Here is a 23,569-nt window from a genome sequence, read left to right on the forward strand (position 1 = left end):
GGTCTGTCGGACAACGGGCACAACCCATGCATTCACTCTCAGTGATCAACTCGGCATCCTTCTACGTAGGACGGCGGTGCCGGGTCGCGCATCATCACACAGCGGAACACCGCCCGGCCCGCCGTCCGCTCAGCTGGGCCCGACGTCGCATCCCGCGATCGCCCCTTTCGCGCGTCGGGCCCGCCCGCTGGGCGGCGGCCCGGGGTCGACACGGAGAGCCACCTCGGGTCGCCGCCCTCCACGCTCTATGTCGAGAGGGAGCCTGTGTGGTGATGGATACGCGGAGTAACGTCTGGTGTGGCGGCAAGAGCCGGAAGTATTTCGGTCGGTGCCACCCGGCAGCAGACAAGGTGGTGACGCGCATGACCCGCATCATCGACCCACGATGGCCTTCGACCTTGCGCCGGTTGCGTCAGCAAGCCGGGCTCTCGCTGCGTGATCTCGCCGCGAAGGCGCACTACGCCAAGTCGTACCTGCATGATCTGGAAACCGGTCGCAAGACACCGACGCCTGAGATCGCCGGTCGGCTCGACGACGTACTCGAATCCGGCGGAGTGCTCTCCGCGATGCTCACCGACGACGGGGCACACGATTCCGTCGAGCTGGCCCGCCGGGTCGCGGCCACGGACATCAGCAGTAGCACCCTCGCCGGCCTGGAAGCAGCCGTTGACGAGCTTGCCGTCGCCTACCCAACCACCACGTCGCACGTCCTCCTGCCACGCATCCGCCGACACCTGACCTACGTCACCACCCTAATCAGCTCCGGCCGCCGAATGACACTGGACCAGCACCGACGGATCCTCGTCGCCGGAGGATGGCTGTCGCTGCTGACTGCTACCGTGCTGATCGATCTACGCCGAAACGGCGCCGCTGCCGGGCACCTGCACACGGCCAGCGAGATGGCCGCCCACACCGAGCACGCTGAAATTCGCGCATGGTGCCTGGAAACGCGCGCGTGGGAGGCCCTCACTGCCGGCGACCCCGCGACCGCGCTCGGCCTGGCCGAGGGCGCGCAGAACATCGCTCCGACCGGCAGCAGCGCCAAACTGCAAGCGACCGCGCAGACCGGGCGGGCGCTGGCACTGCTCGGCGACCGACCGGCCACCGGACAACGACTGGCCCAGCTGGAGCGGATGGTGTCGCCGCTGAGCCAGCCGGAGCGGCCCGAGCACCACTACCGCTACGACCCGGGCAAAGCCCGAGCGTACGTGGCGACCACCTTGGCGTGGGTCGGTGATCCGGCCGCCGCCACCGAGGCCAGCGATGTCCTGGCCCGGCTACTCGCCGAGGGCAGCCGCCCCCGGCGGATCGCGTCGGCCCGGTTGGATCTCGGCCAGGCCGCGCTGCCAATTGACCCGCACGAGTCGATAGCGCAGGTCGCGGCGGCGGTCGCCTCGGGCCGGGTCGCGGCGTCGAACTGGTGGCGGGTCGACCGGGTACGCCGAGGTCTGGCCGAGGTAGGGGTGCCGGCGGCCGAGTTGGATGAGCTGTGCGCGAACCATCAGCCATCGATGTGACGGCGGACAGTAGCCAGCGCTGGCGGACGGCGACACTGTAGACCGTCGGCCGAGCGCCGGTCAGGCTAAGACCAGGTCGCATCACCTGTGGATCAGCGACCTGCCAGCTGGGCCCGACGCCGTACCCGTGATCGCCCTTTCGCGCGTCGGGCCCGTCTACGGCGGCGGCCCGGGGTCGACACGGAGAGCCACCTCGGGTCGCCGCCCTCCACACTCGTCGAGGGGGACGTCTGTGTTCGGGAAGTGATTTCAGCGTGCGGACATACCGGTCGATGTGGTGTATCCGGTGCCGGGTCGGCGGCGGTACGCCGACCGGACTGTGCCGCCACCGGACCGGCGGCCGGCGACCCGGACCGATCGCGCGGAGCGGCGGGGCGGTAACGCCGGCCGGCACTACCTGCGGTGAGAAAGCCCCAGGCCGGTGGCGGTGGGCCGGTGCACGAGCCGGTGCGTCCGTCGTGGTGTTGTGCGGTGTGCCCGGTGGGTACGCCGTGGCCGTGCCCACCCGGCCGTGCACCGTGAGTGTGGCGGTCGGGCGTCGGGTTGCCCTGTGGCGGGTCCGGCGGCGGATGACCCAGCAGGTGCTCGCCGACCGGATCGGCCGGTCGAAGAGCTGGGTGGAGAAGGTCGAGCGCGGGGTCCGGCGGTTGGACCGGTTCTCGCTGATCCAGCAGGTTGCCGACGTGCTGCGGGTCGACCCGACGGAGTTGCTGGGCGACACCGGCCAGCCACAGATCGGCGGCCCGGTGGCCGGTGTCGACGCGGTCCGGGCGGCACTCGCGCGTTACGAGGTGTTCGCCACCGGCCCGGCCGGGCAGGCACCCGATGCCGGGGAGGTGTCGCAGCGGGTGGAGCACGCCTGGTCGACGTACCGGCACGGGGACCATCCCCGGCTGCTGCGGACGGTGCCGGAGCTGCTGGACGCCGCACGGCGACTGCACAGCGCGCAACCAGAACGTGGGACGGATCTGCTGGTGCAGGCGTACCGGGTCACCGCGCTCGTGCTCGTGAAAGTGGGAGAGTCGGAGCTGGCCTGGCTGGCCGCCGATCGGGCACTCGCCACGGCTGGCAGCGATCCGCTACTGGCCGGGTCGGCGGCGGCGCCGCTCGCGCAGGCGCTGCGCGGGCTGGGCCAAGGCCGGCTGGCGATGATCACGACGATCGCCGCCGCCGACCGGGTCGCCGCATCCACCGATGGGCAGGCGAGACCGGGTTCCCGGGCGGTGTACGGGACGTTGCTGCTGCAGGCCGGGTTGGCCGCCGCCGGCTGCGGCGACACTCACAGTGTCGGTGAGCTGCTCCGGCAGGCCGAAGGCGTCGCCGCGCGGATCGGCGACGGGCAGGACTACCGGACGGCGAGCTTCAGCCCGGCGGCCGTCGAGCTGGCGCACATCGTGGCGGCGGTGGAGTCGGGCGATGCCGGGCAGGCGGTACGCCGACACGAGACAGCCAGCAGGCAGCAGGCATGGCGCGGGCTGCCCGCCGAACACCGGGCGGCGTACCTGGTGGACGCCGCACGCGCGTACCTCGACGTCGGCGACTTCACGGCGGCGGGACGGTGGGTGGTCGAGGCGGACCGCGTTGCACCGGCTGAAATCCGCTCCCGGCCTTCCGCCCGTACCCTCGTGGTCGAGATTGCCCGCCACGGACCGCAGGTCGCCGGCATCGCCCGGCTGGCGACGGCGCTCGGGTTGACCCGCTGCTGACCTCCCGTTAGCCCGGGGGCGGGCCGTAGCCGGGCGGCGGTGGGTTGTAGTAGCCGGGCCGGAACTGATATCCGGACGGCGGACCGTAGCCCGGCGGAGGCGGAGCGCCGTACCCAGGCGGAGGCGGAGCGCCATAGCCCGGCGGGGGCGGTGGACCGTAACCGGGGGGCGGGGGGCCGTAGCCGGAGAACGGGGGTGGGCCGTAACCGGGCGGGGTGCCCGGCCCGGCTCCGGGCCAGCCCGGGTAGCCGGCGAACGTCGGTGGCGGAGGCGGCGGTGGCGCGGTGAGCACCACCGGGATCGGCACCACCGGCTCATCCGGCGCGGGCACCTGCCGCTGGCTGCCGTCCGGGAAGGTGATCTGGTAGTCCGCCCCGTTCCACAGCGCGTGCGGCGCCTGCGGGTCCCGGCCGACGAACGCCTGCCGGTAGCCGGCCAGCGCGGTCAGCAGCCGCTGCTCCTCCTTGGCGTGCCGGGCCAGCTCCTTCGGTTTGCTCTCCAGGCCGCGCAGCAGGCCGTCGCGCAGCAGCGCCAGCTTGGTGGCGGCGGCCTGAAAGTCGCGCATCGCCCGTACGCCCGGCTCGCCGGCCACCCGGCTGGCCCAGCGACGCGCCGAGTGCCGCCGGCCCAGGCTGCCCAACGCCGCCACCTCCGGCGGGGTGAACCAGCCGGCCCGGACGTAGTCGGGCAGCACCCGCTCGGTCAGCCGCCCTTCCCAGCTGCGCAGCCACACCGCCAGGCCGACCATGCCGAAGAAGATCGGCACCATCAGGCCGATGTAGCCGTACAGCAGGATCAGGGTCTGGCCGGTCGCCTCGACCAGCGTCGGGATCAGGTTCCAGGCCCCGTGCAGCATCATCGCCAGCAGCAGCCCGGCGGTCGGCGCGAGCACCCGGATCCGCCGGTCGGCGCTGCGCGCGGCCACCCCGAGACCGACACCGGCCATCGAGGTGAACAGCGGGTGGGCGAAGCCGGTGAACAGGATCCGGACGATGAAGATGGCGAAGACGTTCTGCGCGCCGGTCGCCGGGCCGTACTGCTCGGCGCCGGCGGCGTAGCCGTATCCGCCGAGGTAGAGGATGTTCTCCACCATCGCGAAGCCGATCGCGGACATGCCGCAGTAGACGATCCCGTCGGTGATGCCGGACCATTCGCGGCGGCGGGTCAGCAGCAGCAGGATCGGGCCGAGGGTCTTGGTCAGCTCCTCGATGAACGGCGCCACCAGCACCGCCACCAGCGCTTCCGAGTAACCCAGGTTGTAGAGCAGATCCGCCGAGAAGTTGTTCACGTTCAGCGAGGCGTACGTGGAGACGAACGCCCCCCAGGCGAAGCAGAAGGCGAGGTAGCGCACCGGCTCCGGTTCGTACCGGTCCAGCCACAGGAAACAGGCGACCAGCACCGGTACGGGCAGCACCGCCGCGATGACGCCGACGGTCAACGCGACTGGGCCGAGCGCGGTGCCGAGGTAGACCAGGATGGCGACGCCGCAGCCGGCGATCAGCACCACGATGCCGGCCAACGCCAGCCAGCGCAGCCAGACGCTACGGCGCAGCCGACCGGCCGGCACGACTTCGTCCACCGACTCCGCCGCGGTTGGCGGGTCCGCCGCAGCTGCCGGCTCCGCCGACGTCTCCGGAGCTGGCGGCTCGGGCAGAGACACCGCATCCACCGGTTCGGCCGGATCGGTCGAATCCGCCGCAGGGCGGGAGCCGGATGGACCACCGGGGACAGTGTCGGACATTGGGCTAGCGTAGCCAGCACCGACCAACGGCGGGCAGCGTGTCGCCCGGCCGGTCATTCCGGGCCGTCGCGCCCGAACGCCTCACTGACCATCTCCTCGACCGCGCCCGCTTCGGTGCCGCTGGCCCGGACCAGGTCGCTCGCGGTAGCCCTGATCTGGGCGACCACCACGCTGCCGTTGAACCCCACCCCGGCCTCGTACGCCGCACCGGCGCACCGGGCGGCGTCCAGCGCCCGCCGCCGGGTGCGCACCGGGTCGGTACCCGCGTCAAGTTCGTGGCGCAGGATGCGCACCGCGTCGCCGAGGTGGCAGACCGCCTCCGCCAGGGCGGACGGCACCGGCTCGTCCTCGGTCAGCAGGGAGACCACCCGCCGGGTGAGCACCCGCGAGTTACGCAGCCCTCGGGTGACGTACTCGGCGCTCTCGGCGTACTGGGCCAGTGGGCCGCGGGCCCGCCAGCGCGCCGGCGCCAGGACCGCCGTCTCGTGTCCCGCCTCGACCGCCTCCCGGAACTCGGACAACTCCTTCTCCGCATCGTGCAGCCGCTTCGATGCGGCCTCGGCCCGGCGGCGGTCCCGCCCAGCCAACGCCTTGCCGCTGAGGATCAGCATGTCGGACAGGACGTCCAGCGCCGGATCGGCGGCCCGGCGCACGATGACCAGCGGGTTGAGCGGCAGCAGCAGGATCAGCACCACCAGCCCGACCAATCCGCCGACCAGGGCATCGATGAACCGGTCGGGGTAGAGGTTTTCCGACTGCGACGTCAGGGTGGCGACCAGCACTCCGGACGACGCGGCCTGGGTGACCAGGGCCGCACCGCTGCCCAGAAAGACGGCGACCATCACCGCGAGCGGCACGATCAGCAGCAACTGCCAGGTGCCGGTGCCGATGGTGATGACGATCAGGTCGCCGATGGCGATCCCGACCGCCACCCCGACCACCAGTTCGGCGGCGCGTTTGAGCCGTTGCCCGATCGAGGCGCTGAGGATGATCACCGCCGCGATCGGGGCGAAGAAGGGCACCGGGTGGCCGATCACCCGGCGGGCGATGAACCAGGCGAGCGCCGCCGCCAGGCCGGCCTGCAGGGCGAGTACGAGGTTGGCGCGGACCCGGTCCGACCGTTCCCGCAACTCGGTTCCGACCCGGCTGCGGGTCAGCGTGAGCAGCCCGGTGAGACGGGGTGCCGCCGCCGCACGTGGTGGCTTCCCGGCGTCGGCCATGCGGGCAGCGTACCGAGCAATTTGCGGCTTAAAGCGGTATTGCCCATCCGGTCACGCCCGAGGTGGCCGGTCCGGCGACGAGCTGGCTAGCCTGCGAAGATGTCCGATCTCATCGAGGCGCTCCGCGCGGCACTGCCCGACGCCGCGGTGCTCACCGACCCCGACCTGCTGCGCGGCCACCAGCGCGACGAGGCCGACCTGTGCGCCGCCGGCACCCCGGCCGTCGTGGTCCGACCCCGCACGCCCGCCGAGGTGGTCGCCACCGTCAAGGTCGCCGCGCGGTACGGCGTACCCGTGGTGCCGCAGGGGGCGCGGACCGGGCTGGCCGGCGCGGCGAACGCGGTCGACGGCGCGGTGGTGCTCTCCACCGCCGCGATGGACCGGATCGTCGACGTCGACCCAGTCAACCGCACCGCCGTCGTCCAGCCCGGCGTGGTCAACGCCACCCTGGCCGCCGAGGTGAGCCGGCACGGGCTGCGCTACCCGCCGGATCCCGGCTCGTGGGAGTCGTCCACCATCGGCGGCAACGTGGCCACCAACGCCGGCGGCATGTGCTGCGTCAAGTACGGCGTCACCGGCGAGTACGTCATCGGGCTCGAAGTGGTGCTGGCCAGCGGCGAGGTGCTGCGCACCGGTCGGCGCACCGCCAAGGGGGTCGCCGGCTACGACCTGACCCGGCTGTTCGTCGGCTCCGAAGGCACCCTCGGGGTGATCACCGAGGTGACCGTCGCGTTGCGGCCGGCCGCCGACGCCTCGCTCACCCTGGTCGCCGTCTTCGACTCCACCGCCGCCGCCGGCACCGCCGTCGCCGGCATCGCCTCCGGCGGGCTCAGCCCCAGCCTGCTGGAACTGCTGGACCGCACCCACCTGCAGGCCATCGAGGCGTACCGGCCGATGGGGTTGCGCACCGACGCCGCCGCGCTGCTGCTCGCCTCGGTCGACACCGGCGCCGCCGCCGGCACCGACCTGGACCGGATCGCGCAGGTGTGCACCTCCGCCGGCGCAGCCGAGGTGTACGCCGCCAGCGACGCGGTCGAGGCCGCCGCCCTGCTGCAGGCCCGCCGCCTGGCTCACCCGGCGATGGAACGCCTCGCCGCGCGGACCTTCCCCGCCGGCAACGGCGGGCTGATCATCGACGACGTGGCGGTGCCCCGGTCGGCGCTGGCCCGGATGCTCGACGGCGTCGAGGCGATCGCCGCCGAACACGCCGTGCCGATCGGCGTCGTCGGGCACGCCGGCGACGGCAACCTGCACCCGAACATCGTGGTCGACCGGGCCGACCCGGACAGCCTGACCCGCGGCCGGGCCGCCTTCGACGCGATCATGCGACTCGGGCTGGACCTGGGCGGCACCTGCACCGGCGAGCACGGCGTCGGCCTGCTCAAACGCGACTGGTTGGCCGAGGAAATCGGCCCGGTCGGCATGCGGGTGCACCGCGCCATCAAGCAGGCGCTGGACCCGACGAACCTGCTGAACCCCGGGAAACTGCTCTGACCTGCAGCCGGCCGGCGGGCTCTGCCGGCCAGCCGGATGTTAGCCGGCGGTGACGTCGGAGTCCGACGGCCAGTCCACGCCCCGGTCGGCGGCGAAGCCGCGGACATCCGCCGCACCGAGGCGCGCCGCGTCGGCGGTCGCGTCGTCCGGCATCCGCTGCGACTGCAGCTCCGCCGCCACCCGGGCCCGGTAGTGCTCCACCTCGCGGTCCCGCACCGCGTCGTCCCAGCCGAGCACCCGGCCCATCACCTCGGCGGCGTGCCCGGCCGAGTCGTTGCCCCGGTGCGGCGTCTCGATCGAGATGCGGGTCCGCCGGGTCAGCGCGTCGTCGAGGTGCAGCGCACCCTCGGCGCGGGCCGCGTACGCGATCTCGACGGCCAGGTACTCGGGTGCACCGGGCACCGGGCTGGCCAGCAGCGGATCGTCGTCGAGCATCGCCAGCAGCTCCACCGCGAGGGTGCCGTACCGCTCCAGCAGATGCTCCAGCACCCCACCCGGTACGCCGTGCCGGCGGGCCACGTCGGCGCGGTCCCGCCACATCGCGGCGAACCCGTCGGCACCGAGCAGCGGCAGGTCGGCGGTCCGCGACGGCCGGTTCACCCCGAGCCGGGCCGCTGCCCGGTCCACCACGTCCGCGGCCATCACCCGGTACGTCGTGTACTTGCCGCCAGCCACCAGCAGCAGACCCAGCATCGGCTCCACCACGGCGTGCTCCCGGGACAGCCGCGACGTCGAGTCCGCCTCACCGGACAGCAGCGGCCGCAGCCCGGCGTACACCCCTTCGATGTCGCGCGGCGTCAACGGCCGGTCCAGCACCGTGTTCACCTGGTCGAGCAGGTAGCCGATGTCTCGCTCGGAGGCGGCCGGGTGGGCGCGGTCGAGCCGCCAGTCGGTGTCCGTGGTGCCGATGATCCAGTGCCCGCCCCAGGGCAGCACGAACAGCACCGAGGTGGCGGTACGCAGGATCAGCCCGGCCTCACCGGTGATCGCCGACCGGGGCACCACCAGATGCACGCCCTTCGACGCGCGTACCCGCAGGCCGGGCCGGACCCCGACGTCGCCGAGCATGCGCGACACGTCGTCGCTCCACACGCCGGTGGCCGCGATCACGGTGCGGGCGCGTACCTCGAACTCGGCGTCCGGGTCACCGGGCCGGGCCTCCATGTCGCGGACCCGCACCCCGGTCACCTCGCGGGCCTGGCGCAGCAGGCCGACGGCGCGGGCGCTGGTCACCACGGCCGCGCCGAGGCTGGCCGCGGTCCGCGCCAGGGTGACCACCAGCCGGGCGTCGTCGACCTGACCGTCGTAGTAGCGCACGGCGCCGGCGACGACGTCAGGCCGCAGACTGGGGAAGATCCGCCGGGCGCCTTCGCGGGACAGGTGCCGGTGCAGCGGCATCCCCCGGCCGCCGCCGAACACCCCGGCGAACGCGTCGTACGCGGCGACCCCGGTGCCGTAGTAGGCCCGCCGCCAGACCCGACCGGGCAGCGCCCGTGGCCCGCTGGCGCCGCCCTGCGGCAGTGGAACCAGGATCGGCACCGGCCGGACCAGGTGCGGGGCGATCCGGGTGGCCAGCAGGCCACGCTCGGTCAACGCCTCGTGCACCAGCCCGAACTCGAGCTGCTCCAGATAGCGCAGCCCGCCGTGGATCAGTTTGCTGGACCGGCTGGACGTGCCGGCGGCGTAGTCGCGGGCCTCGACCAGCGCCACCTTCAGACCACGCGACGCGGCGTCGAGGGCGGCGCCGACGCCGGTCACCCCACCCCCGATCACCAGTACGTCGAACCGCTCGCCACGGAGGCGGCGCAGATCGGCGGCGCGGCGGGTCACGGACAGTTGGCCGGCGGCGTACCGGGAGACGGCAGGGTCACGCACCTCTCCACCGTATCCGGCCGCCTAGGGTGGCGGACATGACGCAGCCGCCCGGTCATCCCGGCTACCCGTACCCCGGTCAGCCCTATCCGATGCAGCCGCCGTACCCGATGCAGCCGTCCGCCGCCGCCGGGCCGCCGCCGGCCAGCGTGTGGCCGACGGTCGCTGCGGTGGCGATCGCGATCTGGTCGGTCGGTGTGACGGTGTTCGCGCAGGCCGGCGGCTGGCTGACCGACCAGGTCCTGCAGGCCAGTGGGCTGCCCACCCCGGCGGTGGTCTGGCCGCTGATCGCGTTCGGCAACGCACTGCTGGTCGGCGTACCCACCATGCTGCTGGCGCTGGTGCCCCGGTCACCGGCGGTACGGGCGACCGGCCGGGCCTGGCTGGTCGCCGCGTTCGCCCTCGGCGGTTTCGGGCTGCTGCGGGCCGTACCCACCGTCCACCATGAGCTGTACCTGGCCACGCTCACCGTGCTCGCCGCCGGCGGCGCCGCCGGGCTGCGGGCGCTACGGCGCCGGGCCGAACCGAGCGAGGCCGAACCAGGTCAGCTTCAGTCAGCTCAGGCTGAGCCAGCTCAGGCCGAGCCAGCTCACACTGAGCCAGCTCACGCTCAGTCTGGCAAGGCGGACCGGATGGTGGCTGTCCTGCTCGCCGTCGCGGCCGGGCTGGTCATGCTGCTGCCCTGGTGGTGGGTCGGCGCGCTGGGCGGCGCGGCGGAGACGGCACTCGCCGTCGCCGCAGCGGCCGCGATCGGCTGGTACGCCGCCGAACTGCTGCCCCGCCGGTTCTGGACGGCGATCGGCGCCGGCCCGCAGGGGCGCTCGGCGGTGCGCACCATCCTGCTCGGCGGGACGGTCGCCGGGGTCGGGCTGCTGCTGCTCGCCGCCGGCATCGGCCAACCCGGCGGGCACCTGGCCGTCATCCTGGTGCTGCCGCCGATCGGGTACGCGGCCGCGGCGATCGGCTGGGCCGCCGACCGGTCCAGCGCGCCGCTCGGCGTACTGGCCGGGCTGTCCGTCGGCGGACCGCTGGCCCTGCTCGACCCGGAAGAGGTCTCGCTGCTCCTGGCCATCGGCCGTGACCTGCCGTTCTGGGCGTCGGTCGGTGCCGGCGTCGGGCTGGCGCTGGCGCTCGCGTCGGGTGTCGGCCTCGGCTTCGGTCTCGGTCTGCGGCGGGCGGGTCGACCACCACGGCTGGCAGGTCGACCACTGCGGTGGGTGGCGGTGGCCACCGTCGTGGTGCTGGCGGTGGCCGGTGCCGCCGTGCACCTCGCCGTCGGGCAGCCGGGCCTGCACGGCGAACGGCTGTTCGTGGTGTTGCGGGAGCAGGCCGACCTGTCCGACGTGCCGCGCGGCACCGGGCCGGAGGCCCGCGACGAACGGGTCCGTACGGTTTTCCAACGGCTGGTCGACACCGCCGAGGCCAGCCAGGCCGACCTGCGCGACGATCTGGACGGGTGGGGGCTGTCCTACACGCCGTACTACCTGGTCAACGCGATCGAGGTGGACGCCGGGCCGGCGCTGCGGCCATGGCTGACCCGGCGGGACGACGTCGACCGGGTGCTGATCAGTCAGCAACTGCGGCCGCTGCCGGCCACGGTCGAGCCCGAACGGGGCGACCAGCCCGCTCCGCGTACCCCGCCGTGGAACATCACCATGGTCGGTGCCGAACGGGTCTGGACGGAGCTTGGTGTCGACGGCGCCGGCATCGTGGTCGGCGCCTCGGACTCCGGGGTGGACGGCGACCATCCGGCGCTCGCGGACGGGTTCCGGGGCGGCGGCGACTCCTGGTTCGACCCGTGGAACGGCACCGGTACCCCGACCGACAACAACGGGCACGGCACCCACACGCTCGGCTCGGCCGTCGGCGACACCTCGATCGGGGTCGCGCCGGGCGCGTCCTGGGTCGGGTGTGTCAACCTGGACCGCAACCTCGGCAACCCGGCACGCTACCTGGACTGCCTGCAGTTCATGCTGGCCCCGTTCCCGACCGGGGGCGACCCGTTCGCCGACGGCCGACCGGAGCGCGCCCCGCACGTACTCACCAACTCCTGGGGCTGCCCGGAGCTGGAAGGCTGCGACCTGGGTTCGCTGCGGCCGGCCACCGAGGCGCTGGCCGCCGCCGGGCTGATGATGGTGGCCGCCGCCGGCAACACCGGACCGTTCTGCAGCTCGGTCGACGACCCACCGGCCCCGTACACCGATGTGCTGACCGTCGGCGCGGTGGACGCCGACCGGAAGGTCACCGACTTCTCCAGCCGGGGCCCGGCACCGGACGGCACCGTCAAGCCGGACCTGGTGGCGCCGGGCGCCGACGTGCTGTCGGCGATGCCGGGCGGCGGGTACGCGGCGCTGGACGGTACGTCGATGGCGACCCCGCAGGTGGCCGGGGTGGTGGCGCTGCTGTGGTCGGCGCAACCGGAGCTGATCGGCGATCTGGACGGCACGGCGCGGATCCTGCGGCAGACCGCCGCCGAGGCCGGCACCGGGGGCGGTGACACCTGCGGTGACCCGGCGAACCTCACCGGCGCCGGGCTGGTCGACGCGTACGCGGCGGTGCAGGCCGCCCGGTCCACCGCCTGATCGGCGCGGGACCGGAGACGCCGCAGGGCGGTTACCGGGAAGCTGCCCGGTAACCGCCCTGCGGTCTTGTCGCTACTGCGGCGTGGCTGGACTCAGAAGTCCATCTCGCCGCCGCCCGGCGCACCCGCCGGAGCCGGGGTCTTCTCCGGCTTGTCCGCCACCACGGCCTCGGTGGTCAGGAACAGCGCCGCGATCGACGAGGCGTTCTGCAGCGCCGACCGGGTCACCTTGGCCGGGTCGATGATGCCCGCCTGCAGCAGGTCCACGTAGTCGCCGTTGGCGGCGTTGAGGCCGTGGCCGGCCTCCAGGTTGCGGACCTTCTCCACCACGACGCCGCCTTCGAGGCCGGCGTTGACGGCGATCTGCCGCAGCGGGGCGTCCAGCGCGATCTTCACGATCTGCGCGCCGGTCGCCTCGTCGCCGACCAGGTCGAGCTTGTCGAAGGCGGTCTTGCCGGCCTGCACCAGGGCGACGCCACCACCAGGGACGATGCCCTCCTCGACGGCTGCCTTGGCGTTGCGCACCGCGTCCTCGATGCGGTGCTTGCGCTCCTTGAGCTCCACCTCGGTGGCCGCGCCGACCTTGATCACCGCGACGCCACCGGCCAGCTTGGCCAGCCGCTCCTGCAGCTTCTCGCGGTCGTAGTCGGAGTCGCTCTTCTCGATCTCGGCCCGGATCTGGTTGACCCGGCCCTGGATCTGCTCGGCGTCGCCGGCACCGTCGACGACCGTGGTCTCGTCCTTGGTCACCTGGACCTTGCGGGCCCGGCCCAGCATGTCGATGGTCACCGCGTCGAGCTTCAGGCCGAGCTCCTCGCTGACGACCTGGCCGCCGGTGAGGATCGAGATGTCGGTCAGCATCGCCTTGCGGCGGTCACCGAAGCCGGGAGCCTTGACGGCAACCGACTTGAAGGTGCCGCGCACCTTGTTGACGATCAGGGTGGCCAGCGCCTCGCCCTCGACGTCCTCGGCGATGATCAGCAGCGGCTTGCCCGACTGCATGATCTTCTCCAGGATCGGGAGCAGGTCCTTGACCGAGGAGATCTTGCTGTTGACGATCAGGATGTAGGGGTCGTCGAGGACGGCCTCCATCCGCTCCGGGTCGGTCCAGAAGTAGGGCGAGATGTAGCCCTTGTCGAAGCGCATACCCTCGGTGAGCTCCAGCTCCAGGCCGAAGGTGTTGCTCTCCTCGACGGTGATGACGCCTTCCTTGCCGACCTTGTCCATCGCCTCGGCGATGATCTCGCCGACGCTGGAGTCCCCGGCGGAGATCGACGCGGTGGACGCGATCTGCTCCTTGGTCTCCACGTCCTTGGCGAGCTTGCTCAGCTCCTCCGCGACGTTGGCGACGGCGGCCTCGATGCCCCGCTTCAGGGCCATCGGGTTCGCGCCGGCCGCGACGTTGCGCAGGCCCTCGCGGACCAGGGCCTGGGCCAGGACGGTCGCCGTCGTCGTGCCGTCACCGGCCACGTCGTCGGTCTTCTTGGCGACCTCCTTGACCAGCTCGGCGCCGATCTTCTCGTACGGGTCCTCGAGCTCGATCTCCTTGGCGATGCTCACACCATCGTTGGTGATGGTGGGAGCGCCCCACTTCTTTTCGAGCACGACGTTGCGGCCCTTCGGGCCCAGCGTCACCTTGACGGCGTCGGCGAGGGTGTTCATGCCCCGCTCGAGACCGCGGCGCGCCTCTTCGTCGAACGCGATCATCTTGGCCATACGGCGTTGTCCTCCTGGACGCTCGCAGCACCGGAGCCGGTCAGCTCCGCCATGCCGCCTGCTCTACGCACCTTCGGACGTCGCTACCTAACGACAGTGACGTCCGCCGGCCGGGCCGGATAGCCCGCGACGACCGGCCATCTCCGCCACCCCGCGAAGCGGGACGACGGCGGTGGCCCCACCGCCCCGACCTTTGGCACTCCCGGTTGGCGAGTGCCAATCCTTGTTTAGCACTCTCCCCTGTCGAGTGCAAGCGAACAGCAACTTGCCGGCCCGACGTACTCCTTCGGGCCGCGCGGCCGCAGACTGCCGTCACGGTCAAGATCAGGTGAGACGATGAAAGGCGCCGGCTCCTCGAGGAGAACCGACGCCTTGCGGGTACGCAGACTGTGTCGACTATGCGATGACCCGGACCCTCTCCGCCTGAGGACCCTTCTGCCCCTGAGCGATCTCGAACTCGACGCGCTGCCCGTCGTCGAGCGCCTTGTAGCCGTCCATCTCGATCGCGGAGAAGTGGACGAAGACGTCCTGACCCCCGTCGACCGCGATGAAACCGTAGCCCTTCTCGCTGTTGAACCACTTCACGGTGCCCTGCGCCACGGTGCACTACCTCACTTCTGTCGTGCCGGGCCTCTGCCGGCCCTCTGACCGGCGTGTTCGCCGGCCGGAGCCACCGATCGGGACTCCCGTGCGGGTTGCCCGAGTACAGCAGCCGGAATCGCACGCTACACGAGGTCTGACGGCACCGCACTATCCCAAAAGGGGACATCAACCCCCAGTCAAGTCTCCCTGGCACCACATTTCGTTGACCACGTGTGTCCCGTACACCGCAGAACGTGAAGTCCGGACGGCATCGCGCGCCTGGCAGCCGGGCCGTCCGACGGTCGGACCGCACCGCGCCCCGACACGACCGCGTCCGCCAACGCCACCCTGCGGCCGCCGCCGTCGGGCTACTCATCGTGCTGTCGGCGTTCACCGGCGGCCTGCCCGGGGACGCCGGTAAACCACCGCCGCGCGAGCCGGGCTGGACCGTCACCGACCAGGACCACGACCACCAGCAGCGCAGCGTGTTGCTGCGCGCCGGCCCGGTACCGACACCGACCGACGGATTCTTCTCCTGGGCGGCGCTGAACCGGCGTACCGGGCTGATCACCGGGTCACCGAACTTCACCGCGCAGAGCGACACCATGTCGTTGATCAAGGTGTGGCTGGCCGCCGACGACCTGCGCCGCGCCGACGAACAGGGCCACATGCTCCGGACACCTCAGCTGGCCCAGCTGTCGTCGATCATCCGGGACAGCGACAATCCCGGCGCGGACGCCACCTACGACCGGGTCGGTGGCCGGGAGTCCATCGAGCGGATGGTACGGCTCTGCGGGCTGACCGACTCGGCCCCGGAGCGCGACCGGTGGAGCAACACGGTCGTCTCCGCCCGTGATCTGACCAGGCTGGGGCGCTGCCTCGCCGACGGGCGGGCGGCCGGGCCGCAGTGGACGCCGTGGCTGCTGTCCGAGATGCGCGCCGTCCGCGGTGCGGGCGACTTCGGCCCACGGGACGCGCTCACCGCCGAGTACGCGGCCACCATCGCCATCAAGAACGGCTGGCTGCTGCGCGACGAGGACGGGCTCTGGCACATCAGCTGCCTCGCGATCGGGGAGACCTGGGTGATCGGCGCGCTGGCCCGCTACCCCGGGCGGCACGGGCTCGACCACGGCGTCGACTACTGCCGGCAACTCGGCACCGCCCTGCTGCTGGTGGCGTGACCCCGCTGCCGGCGAGGGCATGACGTCGGCGGCTGGTGGCGTGACCGGTACGGGCCGGGCCGAAGGCGGGATTCCGGTTGTCGGCCGGGCCACGCCGGGCGAGCATGCCGGCATGGGAACTGGGACCGACACCGACCACGTCGTACCGCCGGTAGCCGCCGTCCGGCGGATCCGGGCCGACGACGCCGCCCGGATGCGCGCGCTGCGGCTGGAGATGCTCGCCGATTCGCCGCTGGCGTTCATCGAACGGCTCGCCGACGCGGCGGCCCGCCCGCTGCACGAGTACGCCGAGCGGGCGGCCCGGTCCGCCGTCGGTGACCTGATCGCCCAGTTCGTGGCTGAGACCGGTCCGACATCGTTCGTGGCGCACGCGGGAGCACACGTCTGGCGGGACGACCCGTCGGTATCCGTCCTGTTCGCCGTCTACATCAGCCCGGCCTGGCGCGGCCGGAACCTGCTCGCCGAACTGGTCGACGCGGTCGCCGCCTGGTCACGCGCGGCCGGGCGGCCGGAGCTGCTGCTGGAAGTGGTGGTCGGCAACGACCGGGCGATACGGGCGTACCAGCGGCTCGGCTTCGCCGACACCGGCGTACGACTGCCGCACCCGACCCGGCCGGACCTGACCGAGTTGCAGATGCGCCGGCCGGCGTGACCGGCGGGCCGGCGCAAGCCGGCACGGAAGCCGACCCGACACCGGGCAGGCACGGGAGCCGACCCGGCTCCCGTGCCGCGCCGGGTCAGACGTGCCGGCGGGACTGGACGATCCGGAACCGGCCGGCGACGTACGCGCCGTCGGTCAACGCCGAGTTCGCCGCGGCGTTGGCACCGCTGGCGTGGAAGTCGGAGAAGGCCGCCGACTGGTTGACGAACACGCCGCCGGTGAGGTTCGCCGACAGGTGCACACCGACGTCCAGCGCGGCGGCCTCCACGTCGGCGAGTACCCGCTGGTCGGTCGAGTACACACCGGCGGTCAGCGCACCGCGGGCTGTCACCGTACGCCGGAATATCTCGACGCTGTGCGCGGTGGACGCCGTGGCGACGACGAAGGTGACCGGCCCGAACCACTCCCGGCCGTAGCCGTCGTCGGCGTCCGCGTCGAGCTTGACGACCAGCGGGGTACGCACCACCGCGTCCGGGTACGCCGGATGGCTGATCTCCCGCGACTCCAGCACCGGTTCGCCGAGCTTGGCCGCTGCGGCGAGCCGGTCGAGGACCGCGTCGTCGACGATCGCGCCGATGAGCTCGACCGCCCGCGCCGGGTCGCCGGTCAGTCTGCCGATCGCGGCGGCAATGCCAGCGGCCACCTCGTCCGGGCTCTTGCGCCCCTGATCGGTTTCGATGCCGCCGGCCGGCACCAGGATGTTCTGCGGCGTGGTGCACATCTGTCCGCTGTAGAGTGACAAGGAGAAGGCAATGTTGCGGCACATGCCGGCGAAGTCCGCCGTGGAGTCGACGATGATCGTGTTGACACCGGCCTTCTCGGTGTAGACGGTGGCGTGCCGGGCGTTCGCCTCCAACCAGTCGCCGTACTCGGTGGAGCCGGTGAAGTCGATGATCCGCACCTCGGGGCGGCCGGCGAGGACGGTCGCCAGGCGCTCGCCCGGCGCCTCGGCCGCGAGCTGCACCAGGTTCGGGTCGAAGCCGGCCTCGCTGAGCACCTCGCGGGCGTAGCGGACGGTGATCGCCAGCGGCAGCACCGCGCCCGGGTGCGGCTTGACCAGCACCGGGTTCCCGGTGACCAGGGAGGCGAACAGCCCCGGGTAGGAGTTCCAGGTCGGGAAGGTGTGGCAGCCGATCACCAGGGCGACGCCGCGCGGCACCACATGGAACGTCTTGGTCATCCGCAGCGGCTCGCCCCGACCGGTCGGCTTCTCCCAACCGGCGGTCCGCGGGTGGCGGGTCATCTCGGCGTACGCGTAGGCGACGGCTTCCAGCGCGCGGTCCAGCGCGTGCGCCCCGCCTGCCTGGAACGCCATCACGAACGCCTGGCCGGTGGTGAACTGCACCGCGTTGGCCAGCTCGAAGCTGTGCTCGTGCAGCCGGGCGAGGATCTCCAGGCAGACGCCGGCCCGACTGCGCGGGCCGGCGTCACGCCAGGCGGGCAGCGCGGCCCGGGCGGCGGCGATCATCTGGTCGGCGTCGGCGCGGGGGTACCGGACGCCGAGTTCGATGCCGAACGGGCTGTCGTCGGTGGCGATCGGTTCGCCGGTGGCGGTGGGCTGGTCGAGGGGGAAATCCTTGCCCAGGTAGGCGCGGAAAGCCGCCGCGCCCTCGGCGGCGGCGTGCTCGCCGTAGATCCGAGGGCTCGGCGACTCGGGGTAGGCCGACCAGTAGTCGCGTTCGGCGATCGCGGTCAGCGCGCGGGCCAGGGTGTCGGCGTGCGTGACGTACAGCGGGTGCGGGGTCTCCGTCATGCCGTCATCATGCCTCAGATGGTCTGCTGCCAGTTCTGCCAGATGTCGACCGCCCGGAAGCCGATCGCCTCGTTGATCGCGATCATGTGCTGGTTGCTGTCGGCGTTCCAGGTGTCGATCACCCGCAGCGCCGGTTCGTGGCGCAAGGTGAACCGCAGGTTCTCGATCTTGACGATGGTGCCCAGCCGGTGGCCGCGATGATCCGGGGCGACGATGGTGATCTGTTGATAGGCGTGCCAGTCCGGTTCGGCCTGCCGGGTGATGTTGCTCCAGGCGACGATCCGGCCGCTGTCCAGATGCCGGGTCACCGTGTGGTAGCTGCGGGTGCCGGCCGCCTCCCGGGCCAGATCCGCTTCGTGGATCCGGTCGGCGTCGACCTTTTCCGGCTCCCACTCCAGGTCACCCATTGGCGAGTCGGTCACCATCCGCCCGTCCAGGTAGGCGAGATCGGCGCGGTACTCCTCAGGGCAGGGTCCGACCCAGGTCAGCACCTCGTAGCCGGGGGCGCGGCGCCAGTCCTCGGCGAGCATCACGTCGAGCGCCGGCTGGTCGACGGTGTCGATCTCGAGCCGACGGCGCGCTTCGACCAGGGCCGATTTGACCCCCATGGCGAGGGCGAAGGCGGTCGGCGCCGGGTCGCGGGCGACGCCGCCGGGCATGGTGTCCGCCGAGTGCCCCATGATCCGGGTGCGGCCGGTCTCCCGGGCCCGCCGCACGGCGTACGCGTACAGTGCTCGGCCGATGCCGCGCCGCCGGTGCCCGGGGGCCACCTGGATGTCCACGCCGACGTTGTCGAGGTTGTCGAGCAGCGGGAACTCCATGGCGACCAACCCGACCGGCGCGCCGTCCACACTGGCCAACGCGGCCTCGAACCGTACGCTGTGCCGCTGATGCCGCAGCAGGGCCTCGAACCACTGCCGGGGTGTCGGCGGCATGTCCGGGACGAAGGGGGCCGACCGCCTGATCTGGTACGCCTGCTCGAAGGCGGCCTCGTCGGCCGGATCCAGCGGGGTGATGGTGATGTCCATGCCGTCGAGCGTGACGGGGCCAAGCCACCCTGCGCGACCGAATTACCGGTCGGGGAAGGTTGGTCGGGAGGACGCTCGCACAGCGCCTCCGGCGCTGTCGGTCGTTGGGACCCGGGGTTGAGATTGTTGCCAAGCTCGGTCGGGGCCCTTACGGCGAGTCGTCCTCCCGCACGGAGCATCCTGCGCCGTGCAAGTGCAGTCGTCAAGACCCCACCGGCGAATTTTCTCGACCTACGGCAAAACACCGACTACGGACCGCACATGAACATCGGCTGATCGGCGTAGGCCGATCAGCCGATTCAGTGGAGGGTGCGCTGCTCAGAAGGTCAGCCGAGCAGCCCTGCCTCACGAACCGAACGCAACGACGGTTTCACCCGATGAGTAGGGCCGACCTGCCCGGCGACCGCGTCGATGGTCTTCAGACCTTCGCCGGTGTTGTAGACGACCGTCTCGGCGGCCGGGTCCAGCCGTCCGCTGCCGACCAGCTTCTTCAGCACCGCCGTGGTCACCCCGCCGGCCGTCTCGGCGAACACCCCGGTGGTCCGGGCCAGCAGCCGGATCCCCGCCCGGATCTCGTCGTCGTCGGCGTAGTCCATCCAGCCACCGGTGCGCCGCACCGCCTCCAACGCATACAGGCCGGCGGCCGGGTCACCGATGTTGAGCGACTTGGCGATCCCGGTCGGCTTCACCGGCACGATCTGGTCGGTGTCGCGGTGCAGCGCGGTCGCGATCGGGTTGCAGCCGGCGGACTGAGCGCCGAACACCCGCCAGCCGTTCGCCGGCGCGTCGACCAGGCCGATCTCGACCAGCTCGGTGAACGCCTTGTCCACCTTGGTGAGCAGTTCACCGCTGGCCATCGGGATCACCACCTGCTCGGGGATCCGCCAGCCAAGCTGCTCGGCCACCTCGTAGCCGAGCGTCTTGGACCCCTCCGCGTAGTACGGCCGCACGTTGACGTTGACGAACGCGGTGTCCTCGAACTCGTCGGTTTCCACCAGTTCGCTGCACAGCCGGTTCACGTCGTCGTAGGAGCCCTCGATCGCGACCAGCTCACCGCCGTACACCGCGGTCGTGACGATCTTGCCGGGCTCCAGGTCGCCGGGGATGAAGACGATCGACGGTACGCCGGCGCGGGCGGCGTGCGCAGCGACCGAGTTGGCCAGGTTACCGGTGGAGGCGCAGGCAAACCGGGAGAAACCGAGCGTACGGGCGGCGGTGAGCGCAACCGAAACGACCCGGTCCTTGAACGAGTGGGTCGGGTTGGCGCTGTCGTCCTTGACCCACAGCGGCGCCCGGATGCCGAGCTCGGCGGCGAGCGCGGCGGCCGGGACGAGCGGGGTGAAGCCGGGATCCAGGCTGACCCGGGTGGCCGGGTCCTGGCCGGCGGGCAGCAGCGGGGCGTACCGCCAGATGTTGGCCGGGCCCGCCTCGATGTCGGCCCGGGTGACGCGGGCGAGGGCCGCCGGGTCGTAGCCGACCTCCAGCGGCCCGAAACACTCGTAACAGGCGTGCTGTGCGGCGAGCGGGTACTCGGCACCACAGCCGCGACAGACCAGGACACGGGCCGGGCTGGTGGTGCTCACCGGGGCGGAGTCAGGGCTGGTGGTGCTCGCGTCGATCAGCGACGTCATGGCGGCTGTCCTCTCATCTTTCCCTGCGCCGCGCGGTGCGACGGGGACGGAATTGGCACCTGCCCCGGCTGGCCGATTGCGACCGGCGCGACGGGTGGGGGTGGTTGCCGGGGCTTCATCGGGCCGTGTCCCTCTGCCCCTCTGGATGAGGTATGAAGTTGTGTTTCCAGCGAGTGTACGGGCGCTGGTCGGACCGGGCACCCGGCGATCCCAGGGTGTGAGCAAGCCCGCACCGGCCGCCACCGAACGTCGACCGGATAGCCCGCCGTCGGTGAGCCCGTCGTCGTCAGGTGAGCCCGCCGTCGTCAGCCGCCGCCCGCACCTGCGCGAGCACCTCGTCGAGCAGCGGTGGAGCCGCGGCAATCGTCGCGAACGAGTCGAGGCTGTGCGGCGTACCGTCGATGTCGACGACGGCGGCGCCTGCCTCGCGGGCGATCAACGTGCCGGCGGCCATGTCCCACGGCTTGTTCGACAGGGCGATCGACACATCGGTACGGCCGTCGGCCACCCAGACCAGGTCGATCGCGGCGGAGCCCAGCATCCGCACCCGCAGCGCGCCCCGGGCCATCCGCTGGGTGAGCGCGAGCCGGGCGGCGTTACGCTCCGCAGCTTCGTCGCCGACCGCGAAGTCGCCGAGGTTGACCAATGCGTCGGGCAGCCGCGTCGTGCCCCGCACCCGGATCGGCTGGCCGTCGCGCCACGCGCCGCCGCCGAGGGTCGCGGTGTACCGGCTGCCCAGTAGCGGCAACTCGATCACCCCGACCACCGGACGCCGGTCCCGGACCAGGGCCAACGACACCCCGCACAGCGGTACGCCGTGCGCGAAGTTGACCGTGCCGTCGACCGGATCCAGCACCCACTGGGGCCCGTCGCCGACCCCGGAAACACCTTCCTCCTCGCCGAGGAACCCGACGTGCGGGGTGGCGTCGGCCAGGAAGGCGCGCAGTTCCCGTTCGACAGCGAGATCCACCTCGGACGCGTAGTCCCGGTCGCCCTTGCCGGCCAGGTGTCCGGGCTCACGGGTACGGATCAGCTCGGCACCGCGTGCGGTGGCCTGTGTCGCGATCGTGAGCAGGTCGCCCAGGGCAAGCGAATCGTCAGCCATGCCGCCAACCCTAGACACACCACCAACCGGGACAGCCGGTCGACCGCTGGTCAGAAGCTCGACGCGTACCCGCGGCTCGACTCGATCGCGCTCTGCGCGAGGGCGGCCGCTTCAGCCAGCTTCTGCTTGGCCTGCTCGACCTTGGCGATCGTCTCGGCCACCTGCGAGTGGCTGGACCCGCTGGTGATCGCCCGTAGCGCGGCCCCGCTGGTGCTCAGCGCCTCCGCACTCGCCCGGATCGCCCCCACCTGCTGGCCGAGCTCGTCACCGAACCGGGCGACTCCCGCCTTGACCTCTTCGACCGAGCTCATGCCTGAACCCTCCCCATCGGACGACCACCGGACCGGTACGACGCTACCGGAGCTGAGCCACTGTCGAAGTCCACCGACCAGACGATGTAATCACGGAGAGTTGTCGCAACAAGTCAAGATGTAGCAGCGGTGAAGGCGTAGTAACAGCCGGTGGGCGCTGGTCCCGGCCACCCATCCGACCCGCCGGTGCACCATTCGATGATCACCGACGGCAACGGTAGGGTAGGCCCGGCCGTGTGGGGCAGACCACGCTCAAAGGTCACACTCGAAGGTATGGAGTCGCTGTGGGACAGGGTCACAGTCAGGTATCCGCGCTGATCGAGTCGGATCACCGACGCCCGGTCGGGCCGGTCCGTCCGGTCGGGCCGGTGCTGCGCAGGCGCGACGTCGCCGCGTACACCGGGGCGACTGTCGAACACGCGCTGCGGCGGTTCATGCAGCTGGGTTCGGTCGAGATCGACGACCACGACACCGACCCGGGACTGTCCCGGGTCGGCCGCCGCTGACGAGCGCCGGAGCCGGTCCAGGCGGCCCGGCTCCGGGGTGACCGGCATGACGGCGGCCGTTGGGGCCCGCGCGGACCTGCGCCGACGCGCCGTCCTGTTGCTGCGGTTCGGCTGGACCGAGGCGAAGTCGTGCGGCTTCGCGGTCGCGGTCTTCACCTGTCTGGCGCTGACATCGGTGGTCCCGCCGCCGGTCCCCCGCTACGACGCGCTGCTGATCTGCATGGTCGCGCTGACGATCGGGTTGTGGCGCATCGGCTGGGAGACCGGCCGTGAGGTCGCCGTGATCGCCGGCTTCCACCTGATCGGGCTGGCCCTGGAGCTGTTCAAGGTGCAGGTCGGCTCCTGGTCGTACCCGGAGGATGCGCTGACCAAGGTCGCCGGGGTGCCGCTCTACTCCGGTTTCATGTACGCGGCGGTCGGCTCCTATATCTGTCAGGCGTGGCGCCGCTTCGACCTGCGGGTGACCCGCTACCCGGCGATGGCGGTGACCGGGCTCGCCCTCGCGGTCTACGTCAACTTCTTCACCCACCACGTCCTGCCCGACGCCCGCTGGGTGATCGCGGTGCTGCTGCTGATCGCGCTCCGCCGGACCTGGGTGCACTACACCGTCGGCGACGCCCGGCTAAGGATGCCACTGGCTCTGGCGTTCGTGCTGATCGGCTTCTTCCTGTGGGTCGCCGAGAACATCGCCACGTTCCTCGGCGCCTGGACCTACCCGGACCAGCAGCACGTCTGGACGTTCGTGCACGCCGGCAAGTTCGGCTCCTGGTCGCTGCTGGTGACGCTGTCGTTCGTCCTGGTCGCGTCGGTGAAGGCGACCGAGGGGCGGCTGTACGGCGACCGCCCTCGGCCGAGCGTCACGACCCGGTCGGACTGACCGGCGCCCGGTCCCAGGGTCACCGGCAGACCCGCCGGCATCGGACAGCCACCCGGCGAGTGTTCCCGTGCCTAACAGCACTTCCAC

18 protein-coding genes and 1 riboswitch are annotated in these 23,569 nt (G+C 72.0%); of the genes, 8 read left to right on the forward strand and 10 right to left on the reverse strand.

Annotated features, from left to right (window positions below; genetic code table 11):
* Positions 1 to 362: 362 nt before the first annotated feature.
* Together O7621_RS01795 and O7621_RS01800 are read left to right on the forward strand one after the other, a co-directional pair.
* Positions 363 to 1,517 (forward strand): helix-turn-helix transcriptional regulator, encoded by a 1,155-nt coding sequence (locus tag O7621_RS01795; RefSeq protein WP_282232427.1) that lies wholly within the window; start codon positions 363 to 365, stop codon positions 1,515 to 1,517.
* A gap of 497 nt (positions 1,518 to 2,014) precedes the next feature.
* A complete protein-coding gene (locus O7621_RS01800; protein WP_282232428.1) occupies positions 2,015 to 3,223 on the forward strand; it encodes a helix-turn-helix domain-containing protein in 1,209 nt (402 codons plus the stop codon).
* A gap of 7 nt (positions 3,224 to 3,230) precedes the next feature.
* Here the strand turns inward: O7621_RS01800 and O7621_RS01805 are convergent, their stop codons facing one another.
* Positions 3,231 to 4,964, reverse strand: a complete 1,734-nt coding sequence (locus tag O7621_RS01805; protein WP_282232429.1) for a PrsW family intramembrane metalloprotease — start codon at positions 4,962 to 4,964, stop codon at positions 3,231 to 3,233.
* 53 nt (positions 4,965 to 5,017) lie between these two features.
* Positions 5,018 to 6,184: an FUSC family protein gene (locus O7621_RS01810; protein ID WP_282232430.1), complete on the reverse strand. Its 1,167-nt coding sequence runs from the start codon at positions 6,182 to 6,184 to the stop codon at positions 5,018 to 5,020.
* Positions 6,185 to 6,283: 99 nt separating this feature from the next.
* Between O7621_RS01810 and O7621_RS01815 the strand changes: the two genes are divergently transcribed.
* Positions 6,284 to 7,678, forward strand: a complete 1,395-nt coding sequence (locus O7621_RS01815) for an FAD-linked oxidase C-terminal domain-containing protein (RefSeq protein WP_282232431.1) — start codon at positions 6,284 to 6,286, stop codon at positions 7,676 to 7,678.
* A gap of 39 nt (positions 7,679 to 7,717) precedes the next feature.
* On the opposite strand, the gene O7621_RS01820 is transcribed toward O7621_RS01815, so the two are convergent.
* A complete protein-coding gene (locus tag O7621_RS01820; RefSeq protein ID WP_282232432.1) occupies positions 7,718 to 9,553 on the reverse strand; it encodes a glycerol-3-phosphate dehydrogenase/oxidase in 1,836 nt (611 codons plus the stop codon).
* A 107-nt stretch (positions 9,554 to 9,660) separates the two neighbouring features.
* Here O7621_RS01820 and O7621_RS01825 point away from each other — a divergent pair, with 107 nt between their 5' ends.
* On the forward strand, positions 9,661 to 12,132 hold the full coding sequence (locus O7621_RS01825; RefSeq protein ID WP_282234826.1) for a S8 family serine peptidase: 2,472 nt from the start codon (positions 9,661 to 9,663) through the stop codon (positions 12,130 to 12,132).
* A 92-nt stretch (positions 12,133 to 12,224) separates the two neighbouring features.
* On the opposite strand, the gene groL is transcribed toward O7621_RS01825, so the two are convergent.
* Both groL and O7621_RS01835 read right to left on the reverse strand, forming a co-directional pair.
* Positions 12,225 to 13,847: a chaperonin GroEL gene (groL, locus tag O7621_RS01830; RefSeq protein WP_278171770.1), complete on the reverse strand. Its 1,623-nt coding sequence runs from the start codon at positions 13,845 to 13,847 to the stop codon at positions 12,225 to 12,227.
* Positions 13,848 to 14,243: 396 nt separating this feature from the next.
* On the reverse strand, positions 14,244 to 14,447 hold the full coding sequence (locus O7621_RS01835; protein ID WP_067305333.1) for a cold-shock protein: 204 nt from the start codon (positions 14,445 to 14,447) through the stop codon (positions 14,244 to 14,246).
* Between the two features lie 236 nt (positions 14,448 to 14,683).
* On the opposite strand from O7621_RS01835, the gene O7621_RS01840 reads away from it, so the two are divergent.
* Positions 14,684 to 15,610 carry a serine hydrolase gene (locus O7621_RS01840; protein ID WP_282232433.1) on the forward strand — a complete coding sequence of 309 codons (927 nt, stop codon included), beginning with the start codon at positions 14,684 to 14,686 and terminating at the stop codon, positions 15,608 to 15,610.
* Positions 15,611 to 15,722: 112 nt separating this feature from the next.
* Positions 15,723 to 16,262: a GNAT family N-acetyltransferase gene (locus O7621_RS01845; protein ID WP_282232434.1), complete on the forward strand. Its 540-nt coding sequence runs from the start codon at positions 15,723 to 15,725 to the stop codon at positions 16,260 to 16,262.
* A gap of 85 nt (positions 16,263 to 16,347) precedes the next feature.
* Here O7621_RS01845 and paaN read toward each other — a convergent pair whose 3' ends face one another.
* The 5 genes from paaN to O7621_RS01870 all read right to left on the reverse strand — a co-directional run bounded on the left by paaN (position 16,348) and on the right by O7621_RS01870 (position 22,099).
* Positions 16,348 to 18,024 carry a phenylacetic acid degradation protein PaaN gene (paaN, locus tag O7621_RS01850; protein WP_282232435.1) on the reverse strand — a complete coding sequence of 559 codons (1,677 nt, stop codon included), beginning with the start codon at positions 18,022 to 18,024 and terminating at the stop codon, positions 16,348 to 16,350.
* Between the two features lie 14 nt (positions 18,025 to 18,038).
* Positions 18,039 to 19,052, reverse strand: a complete 1,014-nt coding sequence (locus tag O7621_RS01855) for a GNAT family N-acetyltransferase (protein WP_282232436.1) — start codon at positions 19,050 to 19,052, stop codon at positions 18,039 to 18,041.
* A gap of 326 nt (positions 19,053 to 19,378) precedes the next feature.
* Positions 19,379 to 20,683: a threonine synthase gene (thrC, locus tag O7621_RS01860; protein WP_282232437.1), complete on the reverse strand. Its 1,305-nt coding sequence runs from the start codon at positions 20,681 to 20,683 to the stop codon at positions 19,379 to 19,381.
* Between the two features lie 10 nt (positions 20,684 to 20,693).
* Positions 20,694 to 20,835: riboswitch (SAM riboswitch) on the reverse strand.
* 134 nt (positions 20,836 to 20,969) lie between these two features.
* A complete protein-coding gene (locus tag O7621_RS01865) occupies positions 20,970 to 21,788 on the reverse strand; it encodes an inositol monophosphatase family protein (RefSeq protein WP_282232438.1) in 819 nt (272 codons plus the stop codon).
* A gap of 50 nt (positions 21,789 to 21,838) precedes the next feature.
* Positions 21,839 to 22,099 (reverse strand): hypothetical protein, encoded by a 261-nt coding sequence (locus O7621_RS01870; RefSeq protein WP_278171781.1) that lies wholly within the window; start codon positions 22,097 to 22,099, stop codon positions 21,839 to 21,841.
* Positions 22,100 to 22,383: 284 nt separating this feature from the next.
* Here O7621_RS01870 and O7621_RS01875 point away from each other — a divergent pair, with 284 nt between their 5' ends.
* Both O7621_RS01875 and O7621_RS01880 read left to right on the forward strand, forming a co-directional pair.
* Positions 22,384 to 22,605, forward strand: coding sequence for a hypothetical protein (locus O7621_RS01875; protein WP_282232439.1), 222 nt, complete (start codon positions 22,384 to 22,386; stop codon positions 22,603 to 22,605).
* Between the two features lie 46 nt (positions 22,606 to 22,651).
* Positions 22,652 to 23,482 (forward strand): DUF817 domain-containing protein, encoded by an 831-nt coding sequence (locus tag O7621_RS01880; protein ID WP_282232440.1) that lies wholly within the window; start codon positions 22,652 to 22,654, stop codon positions 23,480 to 23,482.
* Positions 23,483 to 23,569: the final 87 nt, after the last annotated feature.

Origin of the sequence: Solwaraspora sp. WMMD937 (assembly GCF_029581175.1) — a bacterium.
Lineage (GTDB): Bacteria > Actinomycetota > Actinomycetes > Mycobacteriales > Micromonosporaceae > Micromonospora_E.